Here is an 11,997-nt window from a genome sequence, read left to right as displayed (position 1 = left end):
GCATGGTCTCCGGCCGTCTGCGCCGCCCGACCCACGTTGTCCAGCGACACCGACAGGTCCCGCAGGCTCTCCGGCGTCTTCAGCCGCTCCGCCAGGTCGCGATGGCGGGTTAAGAGCGGATCAAGCATTTCAAGGGCTTCGTTCACGCGGCCCTCATCTCGAAGCAGGATGGCACACTCCGCGAGGAGCCATGTGTTGATCTCGTTCGCCGCAGCAGGATCACGCCGATATACTGCATAGAATGTGGATGCAGCCTCGACTGCCGCCTCGTGGGAGTAACGTCCCGCCTCCGCCCGCGCCAAGTGCGCCAGAGCCAGCATCAGGTAATGACGGTCCCTGTGGTCATCTCCGGCGAACGTCTGCGCCGCGAGGCCAAAGGTGAGAACCTGTTCCTCAACATCCGCATCCACGCTGTCGTTCTCGAGCCGAGGTCCTGCATGACGGCGTCGACACGGCTCATCGCACGCTTGCCTGCTTCGTTGCGTGCGCTTCCGTCGGATGACCTGAGCGTGCCTCGGAGAATTCCAGCAGTCTTCAGCAAACCTTCACCGACCGACACCACCGTGTCGTAGCCGCTCCAACTGGCGGCCTCGCCCTTGGCAACGTCGCGCCAGACCTCAAGAATGGCCTTGCCCGAGCTCATCATCTTGGCCCGCATCGTCAACGCCACGAGATGCGGCGCGAGAAACTTGTCATAGGTCGCGATTGCATCCCCGGCGATTCCGTTCTCTGCGTCCTTGTCCGATGCTCTCAGCCCCCACCAAAGATACGGGATCGGCACGTCGTAGCGGCAGACATCGGGATCAGGATTGACGTCGATACTGCGACCGAGGATCTCGACACCATCGGGCCAGTATCCCTCGCGCCCGACACCATCCAAGGTCTCGCTGAGCCAGCCATAGAACTCCAGGGCCAGCCGGGTCTTCCCTACGCCGCGTTCCGCCTTCAGGACGACGAGCTGTGGCTCCGGTGCCTCGACTTTGCTCGCACGATGCCAGCGGTCGACAATCTGCGCCATCTCATCGGCGCGGCCACAAAATCGCATGAAGGCGTTTCCCCGGGATAATCACCAATCCTATCTTTTCAGCGTAATGAGTTATGAGCGGTCTCGGCAACCTGAAGCGCATTCACGCGCGGAATGAAATGCTGTCGTCGGTCGCCTTCATTGCGCAGCAAGGAGCGAATTGCGGGGACGTCCAAGAAACACTGTGCCATTCAATTGATGCCCTTGCCTCGCTCAGGTCAGGATGCAGGCCGCGGCGCGGGCCCATCGACCAGGGTCCAGTTTGCCCTCTTGCTCAGCTCACCCCTTGTCAACGTGCGGCTGCCTCCGTTGGAGACGATGCTCACGGGTTCGGGCGCGCGGCGAGGAAAGAGGCGTCCTTGGGACCATTCGGTCCGGCTATGAACGATCTTCACCCGGACACGCACAACATGCTCGCAGAGGTCATCGAGTTCGGGGATGAAGATGTAGTGATGCCCGAGGATTGCTCCGACACGTGAAGCCGCAGCCAGCCACGTGCGCTTAGACTGGTTCCAGGGCTCATTCACCGGACACACACCGGGTAGGTAGAAAATCGGCCGCTTTTGGCGCTGCACCATCTCTGCGCGCGAGTAGAAGTAGACCTGCGAGGGCGAGTGAAGCTGAGCGATAACCCCACAGTCCAGGATAGCGAACTTTGCCTTGGTGTAGAGCGCCGTGGCCTCTGCCAGCGAGTGGCTGAATCTGAATCTCAACCGACGACCGTTGAGTTCCAAGACTTGGAAAAGGCCGACGAATGTGGATGAAGATGGCTGGCTGGTCTTCGTCCAGAAGAAGACCAAGAGCGAGGTTTCCGTGCCCTTCGACCGCGCGTTGCCGCACTTCGCCGTGGCGGAAGACCTCGTGCATCTGCGGCGCGCCATCGACGCGATGGGGCCGCGTCGGGCAACGTTCATGCTCACCGAGCATGGCAAGGCCCGGTCGAGCAAGGGAGCCTCGCAGTGGTTCTCGGAGCGGGCTCGGATGGCCAAGCTACCGGCCGGCAAGACATCCCACGGACTTCGGAAGAGCCGGATGATCCTTCATGCCGAGCGCGGCGCCAATATCCATCAGATCGCCGCATGGAGCGGTCATGAGACCCTGAAGGAAATCGAGCGCTACACGAAGAAGGCCGAGAGGCGTCGCATCCTCACGCCGAACCAATCGGCTCCGGAACCGTCGGTCTTGGAGACCGGGCTTTTTCTGAAAGAGTGACACCGCGTCAGCAAGCAACGGGGCCGCACGATGTGCGGCCCTTTTCGTCGTCCGCCGTGTCGCCGCTCGGCAACATCTCAACGGAAAAGTCCATGGTGATAACGAACAACGAAATGATCCCGAGCCGGACCACACTCCGCAAATTGTCTAAGCCTCAGTCTTCCATAGACAAACCCAGGAAAAGTGCCTTAAAAACAACGCTTTATAAGAGGCGGTGGCGCGCTGGGGAGGATTCGAACCCCCGACCCTCTGATTCGTAGTCAGATACTCTATCCAACTGAGCTACCAGCGCGTTGCGGGCGGGATACTGCCCCGCGCGACCGGGTGCAAGGCGAAATGTTGGAAAAATCGGAGACGGGCGCCGCCACTCTGCCGACATTGCCGTGGGGCCGGCAGTGTGGCTTCATGCCGGCGAGGCGAGCCACGGGAGGGGCCATGAAAACGACCATCACGATCCTGCGCGAACGGGGCGCGGCGCGGCCCTATACCGACAGCCGCCCGCTGGAGCTGGTCGAGGCCGAACTGGCCGAGCCCGGACCGGGCGAGGTGCGGATCCGGATGGCGGCGGCCGGTCTGTGCCATTCGGACCTGTCGGTCATCAACGGCGACCGCCCGCGCGACACGCCGCTGGCGCTGGGCCACGAGGGCGCGGGCGTGGTCGAGGCGGTCGGCCCCCACGTCACGCGGCTGGCGCCCGGCGACCACGTGGTGACGGTCTTCATCGCGTCCTGTGGCCATTGCGTGCCCTGCGCCGAGGGCCGCCCGGCCCTGTGCGAACCGGGCGCGGCGGCCGGTGCGGCGGGGACGCTTCTGGGTGGCCACCGGCGGATCGCGGTCGAGGGCGATGAAATACACCACCACTTGGGCGTCTCGGCCTTCTCGACCCACGCGGTGCTGTCGGAGAACTCCTGCGTCAGGATCGACAAGGATATCCCGCTGGACCGCGCCGCCCTGCTGGGCTGCGCAGTGCTGACGGGCGTGGGGGCGGTGCTGAACTCGGGCGCGCTGCGCATGGGCGAGGCCTGCGCGATCGTGGGGCTCGGCGGCGTCGGGCTGGCCGGGCTTCTGGGCGCGGTTGCGGCCGGCGCGGGCAAGATCGTCGCGGCCGACCTTGACCCGGCCAAGCGCGCGCTGGCGCTGGAGCTGGGGGCCACCCACGCCATCGACCCCGCCGCGCCGGACGCGGTCGCGGCCGCGCGCGATATCACCGGCGGCGGCGTCCACCTGGCGGTGGAGCTGGCGGGCGCGGCCCCTGCCCTGCAATTCGCCTACGACATCACCCGGCGCGGCGGCACGACCGTCACGGCCGGCCTGCCCCACCCCGACGCGCGGATGGCGCTGCCCCCGGTATCGCTGACGACCGAGGAAAGGACGCTCAAGGGATCCTACGTGGGCTCCTGCGTGCCGGTGCGCGATATCCCGCGCTTCGCCCGCATGATGATGCAGGGCAAGCTGCCGGTGGAAAAGCTGGTGACCCACCGGCTGCGGCTCGACGAGATCAACGAGGGGTTCGAACGGCTCGCCGCAGGGCAGGCCGTGCGCCAGGTCGTGATCTTCGACTGATCCCGGCTCAGCCCATCCGCTCGGACACGAAGGATCCCGGCTGCGGCGGGAAAACGACCGTCTTGTCGTCGTTCAGGAAGACGCGGCCATGGGCGTGGGCGTGGATCGCGCGGGCCAGCACCTGCGCCTCCACATCGCGGCCCAACGACACGTAATCGCCGGCCGACTGGGCGTGGGTGACGCGCACCGTGTCCTGCTCGATGATCGGGCCCTCGTCCAGGTCGGCGGTGACGTAATGGGAGGTGGCCCCGATCAGCTTCACGCCACGCTCGAACGCCTGCTTGTAGGGGTTGGCGCCCTTGAAGCTGGGCAGGAACGAGTGGTGGATGTTGATGATGCGGCCAGACATCTCGCGACACATGCGGTCCGACAGGATTTGCATGTACCGGGCCAGGACCACCATCTCGGCATCCGTATCCTCGACCACTTCCATGATCCGCGCCTCGGCCTGCGGCTTGTTCTCGGGCGTGACGCGGATGTGGTGGAACGGGATGTCGTGGTTCACCACCAGCTTCTGGTAATCCAGGTGGTTCGAGATCACGCCCACGATGTCGATGGGCAGCGCGCCAATGCGCCAGCGATACAGCAGGTCGTTCAGGCAGTGGCCGAAGCGGCTGACCATGATGATCGCGCGGCGCTTGATCGCCTCGTCGAAGATCTCGAGCTCCATGTCGAAGCTCTTCGCCACCGGGGCGAAGGCCGTTTCGACATCCGTCGCGCTGGCGCCCTTCTCGGACACGAAGCTGACGCGCATGAAGAAATTGCCGGTCTTCTGGTCATCGAACTGGGCGCTGTCGATGATGTTGCAGCCCTGTTCGGCCAGCAGGGTTGAGACGGCGGCGACGATACCGCGGGTCGAGGGGCAGCGGACGCGAAGGGCATATGTCATGTGGGCGCAAGGCTCCGAAAGGGTGGGCGTTTTGCGCCTTGTCATCTCGGGGGGCGCGCTCGGCAAGCCAAAGCGCGCCCCTTGCCGTGCCGTTTACGACGCCGCGACCCAGGCGCCCAGCATCCAGACGCCCATGAGCATCATGATGAGGTTTTCCGACAGCGATACGAAGCCCAGCGGCACGTTCGATCCGCCGCCGACGCAGGCGCAGGTCAGTTCACGCTTGTCGATATAGACCGCCTTGATGACGCTGATCGCGCCGATGGTGCCGATGAACAGGCCCACGGGCGCCACGGCCCAGATCAGCGCACTGCCGGTGCCGATGAGGGCCATCATCCCCACGCCGGCCCAGAGCTCCAGGAACGGATAGGCATAGCCGTATGGCACGTAGCGGCGCGCCAGCAGGTCGTAGCCCAGGAATCCGTTCACGAAGCCGCCCACGTCCTGGAGCTTCTGGATCGCCAGCGCCACCATCGAGATCGCGAAGAACCACTTGGCCAGCGTCAGGATCGGGAAGCCCTCGTAGAGGTTCAGCACCACCGCCAGCGCCATCAGGAAGGTCGAGCCGAAGATCGCCACGATGGGACGATAGGTCGTTTCGCCCTTCTTCAGCACGCGCTGGCCGAAATGTTCCTTCAGCTCGGTGTATCCGCCGATGCGCTCACCGTCGATGAAGACCTGCGGCGTGGTCTGCACGCCATGCGCGGCCTTGAAGGCGTCGATATGCGGGCGGCTGGTCAGGTGGTTGTCGTCGACCGTGTAGCCCTTCCGCTCGAGCAGGGATTTCGACTTCAGGCCGAAGGGGCACAGGTGGCCGGGCATGGCCATCCGGTAGAGCGCGGCGGTCTTGCCGACGCCCCGGCTCTTGTCGCGGGCGATGTCGGGGCTGTCGACCTCGGGCGTATCGGTCAGGTCCTTCACGGGTATCTCCTTCGCGGCCGTGTTGCACTTTCTCTTGCCGCATACATATACCCCCTATAGGTATATGCAACAGGCAGCAGACCGGGGACGGACCAGGATGCAGGAAAACAAGCAAAAGACGCTGGATCGGCTGGCCCGGCTGGAAGGCCAGGTGCGCGGTATCGCCAAGATGGTCGAGAACGATCGCTATTGCGTCGATATCCTCGCGCAGACCGCCGCCGTGCGGTCGGCCCTGAAAGGGGTGGAGCGGTTGCTTTTGGAAAACCACGCGCGGCACTGCGTGACCGACGCCATCGCGTCTGGCGACGCGGAAGAGCAGCGCGAAAAGTTCAACGAACTCATCGCGCTGCTGCAAAAGACAGGCGGGTGACCGCCCTAGTGGATGAGCGAACCGCCGTTCACGTCGACCTCGGTTCCGGTGCAATAGGCCGACAGGTCCGAGGCCAGGAACAGCGCGCAGCCCGCCACGTCCGAGGCCGTTCCCGCCCGGCCCATGGGAATGCCCGCAAGCACCTGCGCGCGCATCTCGTCGGTCAGCTTGCCGGCGGTGATGTCGGTGTCGATGAAGCCCGGGCAGATGGCGTTCACCCGCACCTGGTCGGGCGCCAGTTCCCGTGCCATGGCCTTGGTCAGCCCCAGGACACCCGCCTTCGCGGCCGAATAGTGCGGTCCGCCGAAGATACCCCCGCCCCGCTGGGCCGAAACCGAGCTAAGATTGACGACGCTGCCCGCCTTTTGCTTGCGCATCGCCGGGATGCAGGCCTGCGTCATGTAAAGCGTCCCGCGCAGGTTCACGTCCAGCACCGCATCGTAGTTGCCGGGCTCGATCTCCATGATCTTCAGGGGCTGGGTGATGCCCGCGTTGTTCACCAGGACGTCGATACGGCCCCAGGTATCCAGCAACTGCGCCGCCGCCGCTTCGCAGGCGGCCTTGTCGGTCACGTTGCAGGCAATCCCGACATGGCCGTCGCCCAGGTCGGCCGCCGCGGCCTTCGCGTTCCCTTCGTCGAGGTCCAGGATGGCAACGGTGGCGCCGTGATCGGCAAAGGCCCTGGCCGTGGCCTTGCCCAGCCCGCGCGGCGACGCGGCCCCCGTGACGATGGCGAATTTTCCCGAAAGAAGTGACATGGTTACGCTTTCCTCCCCGCGTGTTTCGGCGCCACCCTGACAGGTTTCGCACCGATTTCCAGAACCTCGATCACAGCCAGCGGGCGTAATCGCTGACCAGTAGGTGGACCGGGGGCTCGTCTTCCTCGATCTCCGAGAACCGGCCGATGGGCTCGGCAAAGATGTTGTCGGTCTCGTCGTCGTTGACCGTGCTGACCTCGCCGATCAGAACGTCGCCGCCCTCGCCCCAGAAGGCGTGCCAGTCGCCGGGACGCAGGGTGATGCTTTCGCCCGGCGCGAAGGTCAGCACCTCGCCGGCAGCAAAGTCGCGGGCGATGCCGTCGCAAAGCACCCTGCCCCCGCGGTCGCGCGCCAGGTTGCCCGCGTCGTCCGACCCGTAAAGCTGCACCGCCAGGGTCGCGCCGCCCCGGTTGATGATGTCCTCGGCCTTGATGACATGGGTGTGCAGCGGGCTGAGCTGGTCGCGGCGCGAGATCAGCAGTTTCTCGGCGTAGCACATGCCACCACCGCCCTGCAGATCGGACAGGAGGCCGTTGCGCAGGGTGAACAGGAACAGGCCCATCCCGTCGAAATCGCCCTGCCCGTAATCCGTGATGTCCCAGCCGCAGCGGCTGTCGATGACGTGGGCGGCCGCATCGGCCCGGTCGCGGAAGGTTTCCGGCGACCAGCGCGCGAAGGGCGGCAGGGTGAAGCCGTGGCGCGAGATCATCGCGTCGGCCTCGGCCATGATCTGGTTGATGCGGGATCGTTTCATGGCGCGTTCCTTCCGGCTGTGACCCCGACAGCGATAGGAACAAAAAGACCCCCGGCGCAAGTCGCGCCGGGGGCCGGTGTCGCGCGCAGGGGCGCGGTTTACTGCTGCTGGGCCGGCAGTTCGCCCGCGCTCTGCTTGGCCTGCATGAACTGGGCGAAGGTCGACTCCGACACCTGCTGCCACAGGAAATGCTCGGCCTGGAACGCCATCATGCTGTCGTAGATCGGGCCCCAGTCGGGCTCGCTTTCGCGCAGCTCGGAATAAAGCTCCATCGCCGCGTCGTAGGTGGCATTCAGCACCTCGTCGGGATAGCGACGCAGCTGCGCGCCGTTCTGCACGAGCTCGCGCAGGGCGGTGGGGTTCTTGTAGTCGTATTCCGCCATCATCTCGGTATTGGCGGCGCGGCTCGCGGTTTGCAGCAACGCCTTGTAGCGGTCGGGCAGACCGTCCCACTGCTCCTGGTTCACGAAGCAGCAGAGGGTCAGGTTCCCCTCCCACCAGCCGGGATAGTAGTAATAGGGCGCGACCTGGTAGAAGCCGAGCTTCTGGTCATCGTAGGGGCCGACCCATTCGGCGGCGTCGATCGTGCCACGCTCCAGCGATGGGTAGATATCACCGCCCGCGACCTGCTGCGGTACCACGCCCACGCGCTCCATCACCCGGCCCGCGAGGCCACCGATGCGCATCTGCAGGCCTTCCATGTCGGCCAGGCTGTTGATCTCGTTGCGGAACCAGCCACCCATCTGCGCGCCGGTATTGCCGGCGGGCAGGTAGTGCAGGCCGTTCTTGCCGTAAAACTCGTTCAGCTGGTCCAGTCCACCGCCGTAATACAGCCAGGCGTTCATGCCCCGGTTGTTCAGGCCGTAGGGGATCACGCCGCCCAGCGCCCAGGTCGGCGACTTGCCGACGTAGTAGTAGGCGGCGGTGTGGCACATCTCGACCGTGCCGTTCTGGACCGCGTCGGCGGCCTGCAGGCCGGGGACGATCTCGCCCCCCGCGAAGACCTGGATGTCGAAGGCCCCGTCGGTGGCTTCGCGCACGTATTGCGCCACGTCCGCCCCGCCGCCGTAGATGGTGTCCAGCGACTTGGGGAACGATGATGTCATCCGCCAGCTAATCTGCGGATTCTCCTGTGCGATGGCCGGTGCGGCAAGGCCCGTGGCCCCCGCGCTGCCCAGCGTGGCCGTCTTCAGAAAACGACGACGATCCATGGCTCTCTCCCTTGCGAATTGCTTCGATTGATGGCGATCGACCTAGGGTCAGGCCCGCGCCTTTCCAGCCGGAATCCCCGCAATCCGCGATGGCAGCGGTCCCGCGCCGGTGCCCGCCCTCGCGCCCTTGACGCAGCCGGGACGCGGCCCACCCTTTTCCCGGCGAACGCGCGCAGGCGCGGACGAATTGGGAGGAGACGCTGATGTCCGGACTGCTGGGGATCGCCCGTGCCATCGACCGCGTGAACGGCATCATCGGCCGATCTTTCGCCTGGCTCATACTCGTCGCCGTCCTGGTCTCGGCGGGCAACGCGATCATCCGCAAAACCCTGAACATCTCGTCCAATGCCTGGCTCGAGGCGCAGTGGTACCTGTTCGGCGCGGTCTTCATGATGTGCGCCGCCTGGACCCTGCGCGAGGACGAGCATGTGCGCGTCGACGTGCTGTCGCAGCGGCTGAGCCCGCGCGCCCGGGTCCGGATCGACCTGATTTGCCACATCCTGTTTCTGATGCCCTTCGCGGTTCTGATGGTCTATCTCGCCTGGCCGTTCTTCGTGTCGTCCTACACCAGCGGCGAACAGTCCTCGAACGCGGGGGGGCTGATCCGCTGGCCCGCCAAGATCTGGGTGCTGCTGGGGTTCATCGTGCTCGCGGCGCAGGGCGTGTCGGAGATCATCAAGAAGGCCGCGATGCTGACCGGCCATCTGGACCTGCCCGATCCGCCGCAGAAGGAAGACGACCTGCCGCCCGCGGCGAAAGAAGCCGGAAACCGGGGGTAAGGCCATGATCGAGCTTATCGCACACAACCTCGCCCCGATCATGTTCATCTCGGTGATGGGCATGCTGATCCTCGGCTACCCGGTGGCGCTGACCCTTGCCGCGGGCGGGCTGTTCTACTTCGTGGTTGGCGTGGGGCTTTCCGATTACTCGAACGAAATCAACCTGTTCTGGCCGCTTCTTCGCGCGATGCCTGAGCGGGTTTTCGGGATCATGTCGAACGACACGCTGTTGGCGATCCCGTTCTTCACCTTCATGGGCCTGATACTTGAGCGATCCGGCATGGCCGAGGACCTGCTCGACACGGTGGGCCAGCTGTTCGGCCCCCTGCGCGGCGGCGTTGCCTTCGCGGTGGTGCTGGTTGGCGCGCTTCTGGCGGCGACGACCGGCGTCGTGGCGGCGTCGGTCATCGCCATGGGCCTGATCTCGCTCCCGATCATGCAGCGCTATTCCTACGATGCGCCCGCCGCCACCGGCACCATCGCGGCTGCGGGCACCCTGGCTCAGATCGTCCCGCCCAGCCTGGTGCTGATCGTCATGGCCGACCAGCTGGGCGTCAGCGTCGGCGACATGTACCTGGGCGCGATCTATCCGGCGCTCATCATCATCGCGGCCTATTGCGCCTACATCCTGCTTCTGACCTTCATCAAGCCCGACGCCGTCCCGGCGCTTCCCCCGGAAGAACGCAAGCTGGGCTCGGGCGTCCTGTCGCTGGTCGTCATGGCGGTGCTGTCGGTGGTGCTCTACTACCTCGGGATGTGGGTGCTGTTCACCGAGTACGCGAATGCAACGCGGATCGTCTTCGCCTCGGCCTTCTCGGTGCTGATCTGCTACGGCATCGCGCTGGCTAACCGCTTCTTCAACCTGAACCTCCTGTCGCGCCTGGCCGAGACGGTGGTCATCGTCCTGATCCCGCCGCTGGCCCTGATCTTCCTGGTGCTGGGCACGATCTTCCTCGGGATCGCGACGCCGACCGAGGGCGGCGCCATGGGCGCGGTGGGCGCGTTGCTGCTGGCCATCGGCAAGCGGCGGCTGACCTTCCCCATGCTGCGCTCGGCGGTCGAGGCGACGGCCAAGCTCAGCGCCTTCGTGCTGTTCATCCTGATCGGCGCGCGGGTCTTCGGCCTGACCTTCTACGGCGTCAACGGGCAGGTCTGGCTGGAAGAGCTGCTGCTGGGCCTGCCCGGTGGCCAGTTCGGCTTCCTCGTTGTCGTGACGATCGTGGTCTTTATCCTGGGATGCTTCCTCGACTTCTTCGAGATCGCGTTCATCCTGGTACCGCTGCTGGCGCCGGTGGCCGACACGCTGGGCATCGACCTGATCTGGTTCGGCGTCATCCTGTCGATGAACCTGCAGACCTCGTTCCTGACGCCGCCCTTCGGCTTCGCGCTGTTCTACCTGCGATCCGTGGCGCCGACCGAGGACTGGCAGGACAAGCAGACCGGCCAGACCTTGCCGCGCATCCGCACCAACGAGATCTACAAGGGCGTGCTGCCCTTCATCGCGATCAACTTCCTGCTGATCATCCTGGTGATCTCGGTGCCGTCACTTGTCACCCACTACAAGGCCGACCGCGAAGCCGCGCGCCAATCGGCCCCGGCCCCCAGCGGTGATCCCACCGGCGGGCTGAACTTCGGCGGCGGCGGGGGCGGCGGCAGCAGCACTTCGTCGGGCGGCTCGAACGACGCGACCGGCGGGTTCAATTTCGGTGGCGGCAGCGGCTCCGGCGGCGGGGAGTCTTCGGGTGGCGGCAATGATGCCACCGGCGGGTTCAACTTCGGCGGCGGCGCGTCGAACGGCGACAGCGTGGCGTCCGGCGGAGGCACGTCGTCCAGTGGGGCCGACAGCAGCGGCGATGGTGGCTTCAACTTCGGTGGGGGTGGCGGCGAGACCTCCGGCGACAGCACCGGCGGTGCGGAGGACGCCGGGACCCGCGGCGACGCGACCGGTGGGTTCAACTTCGGCGGCAGCGGTGGAGACACGAGCGGCGGCGACGCGGACCCGCAGGACAGCGAGAGCGACGCCACGCCTGGCCTGAACTTCGGCAACTAGACGGCGGGCGGCCCGTGCGCCCGCCCGTCAATCCTCGCGGAAGATCATGACCGAGCACGGCGCACGCCGCGCCACCCGCGCAGCGGTCGAGCCGAGGAAGTAGTCCTGTAGCCCGGGCTTGTGCGATCCGACGATGATGAGGTCGGTGCCCTGCGCTTCGGCATAGTGGGAAATCACCACGCCCGACTTGCCGGTCTCGACCGCGACCTTGATATCCGGCGCGCCGCCATGGGCCGCCTCGAGCCGCTGCAGGACCTTCGCGCGCAGGTGGTTCTCAGGCTTCATGTCCACGAACTCGGCCACGAAGCCCGGCACGTTCTCCAGCACCGTCAGAAGCGTGATGCGCCCCCCATCGGCCAGAAGCCTTCGGGCCAGGGCGATCTTGCCGGGAACCAGCTCTTCGTGGTCCAGCGCCACGGCGATCAGGATATTGCCATACATCTGCGATGCCTCCTTGCGCAGGGAT

General features: G+C 65.7%; 13 protein-coding genes and 1 tRNA gene. 5 read left to right on the top strand and 9 right to left on the bottom strand.

Going from position 1 to position 11,997, the window contains the following annotated elements; translation table 11 throughout:
- The coding region (locus BUB76_RS18025) for a hypothetical protein (protein ID WP_214607549.1) at positions 1-320 on the bottom strand (320 nt) is incomplete at its 3' end.
- Entirely contained in the window at positions 320-1,018 is a 699-nt protein-coding gene (locus BUB76_RS16310) for a hypothetical protein (protein ID WP_139250906.1), read from the bottom strand. The genes BUB76_RS18025 and BUB76_RS16310, both read right to left, overlap by 1 nt.
- A 681-nt stretch (positions 1,019-1,699) precedes the next feature.
- Between BUB76_RS16310 and BUB76_RS16305 the strand changes: the two genes are divergently transcribed.
- Positions 1,700-2,236, top strand: a complete 537-nt coding sequence (locus BUB76_RS16305) for a tyrosine-type recombinase/integrase (RefSeq protein WP_084140721.1) — start codon at positions 1,700-1,702, stop codon at positions 2,234-2,236.
- A gap of 215 nt (positions 2,237-2,451) precedes the next feature.
- On the opposite strand, the gene BUB76_RS16300 is transcribed toward BUB76_RS16305, so the two are convergent.
- Positions 2,452-2,528, bottom strand: a tRNA-Arg gene (locus tag BUB76_RS16300).
- A 143-nt stretch (positions 2,529-2,671) separates the two neighbouring features.
- On the opposite strand from BUB76_RS16300, the gene BUB76_RS16295 reads away from it, so the two are divergent.
- Positions 2,672-3,799, top strand: a complete 1,128-nt coding sequence (locus BUB76_RS16295; RefSeq protein ID WP_073130181.1) for a zinc-binding dehydrogenase — start codon at positions 2,672-2,674, stop codon at positions 3,797-3,799.
- Positions 3,800-3,806: 7 nt separating this feature from the next.
- Here the strand turns inward: BUB76_RS16295 and purU are convergent, their stop codons facing one another.
- Positions 3,807-4,688, bottom strand: a complete 882-nt coding sequence (purU, locus tag BUB76_RS16290) for a formyltetrahydrofolate deformylase (RefSeq protein WP_073130179.1) — start codon at positions 4,686-4,688, stop codon at positions 3,807-3,809.
- Positions 4,689-4,781: 93 nt separating this feature from the next.
- Complete coding sequence (locus BUB76_RS16285) at positions 4,782-5,516, bottom strand: MauE/DoxX family redox-associated membrane protein (protein ID WP_073130206.1); 735 nt, start codon at positions 5,514-5,516, stop codon at positions 4,782-4,784.
- Between the two features lie 190 nt (positions 5,517-5,706).
- Here BUB76_RS16285 and BUB76_RS16280 point away from each other — a divergent pair, with 190 nt between their 5' ends.
- Positions 5,707-5,979, top strand: a complete 273-nt coding sequence (locus BUB76_RS16280) for a metal-sensitive transcriptional regulator (RefSeq protein ID WP_073130176.1) — start codon at positions 5,707-5,709, stop codon at positions 5,977-5,979.
- A gap of 5 nt (positions 5,980-5,984) precedes the next feature.
- Here BUB76_RS16280 and BUB76_RS16275 read toward each other — a convergent pair whose 3' ends face one another.
- The 3 genes from BUB76_RS16275 to BUB76_RS16265 all read right to left on the bottom strand — a co-directional run bounded on the left by BUB76_RS16275 (position 5,985) and on the right by BUB76_RS16265 (position 8,702).
- A complete protein-coding gene (locus BUB76_RS16275; protein WP_073130174.1) occupies positions 5,985-6,737 on the bottom strand; it encodes an SDR family NAD(P)-dependent oxidoreductase in 753 nt (250 codons plus the stop codon).
- 70 nt (positions 6,738-6,807) lie between these two features.
- The gene (locus tag BUB76_RS16270; RefSeq protein WP_073130171.1) at positions 6,808-7,491 is read right to left on the bottom strand and encodes a D-lyxose/D-mannose family sugar isomerase; all 684 of its coding nucleotides are present in this window, start codon (positions 7,489-7,491) and stop codon (positions 6,808-6,810) included.
- Between the two features lie 98 nt (positions 7,492-7,589).
- Complete coding sequence (locus BUB76_RS16265) at positions 7,590-8,702, bottom strand: TRAP transporter substrate-binding protein (RefSeq protein ID WP_073130168.1); 1,113 nt, start codon at positions 8,700-8,702, stop codon at positions 7,590-7,592.
- A 203-nt stretch (positions 8,703-8,905) separates the two neighbouring features.
- On the opposite strand from BUB76_RS16265, the gene BUB76_RS16260 reads away from it, so the two are divergent.
- Complete coding sequence (locus tag BUB76_RS16260; protein ID WP_073130165.1) at positions 8,906-9,481, top strand: TRAP transporter small permease subunit; 576 nt, start codon at positions 8,906-8,908, stop codon at positions 9,479-9,481.
- 4 nt (positions 9,482-9,485) lie between these two features.
- Positions 9,486-11,531, top strand: a complete 2,046-nt coding sequence (locus BUB76_RS16255) for a TRAP transporter large permease (protein ID WP_084140719.1) — start codon at positions 9,486-9,488, stop codon at positions 11,529-11,531.
- A gap of 27 nt (positions 11,532-11,558) precedes the next feature.
- On the opposite strand, the gene BUB76_RS16250 is transcribed toward BUB76_RS16255, so the two are convergent.
- A complete protein-coding gene (locus tag BUB76_RS16250; RefSeq protein ID WP_073130162.1) occupies positions 11,559-11,972 on the bottom strand; it encodes a universal stress protein in 414 nt (137 codons plus the stop codon).
- Positions 11,973-11,997 lie beyond the last annotated feature (25 nt).

Origin of the sequence: Palleronia salina, from assembly GCF_900141995.1 — a bacterium.
GTDB classification, from domain to species: domain Bacteria; phylum Pseudomonadota; class Alphaproteobacteria; order Rhodobacterales; family Rhodobacteraceae; genus Palleronia; species Palleronia salina.
The sequence above is the reverse complement of the archived record's forward strand: the minus strand, read 5'-3'. Positions and strand labels throughout refer to the sequence as shown.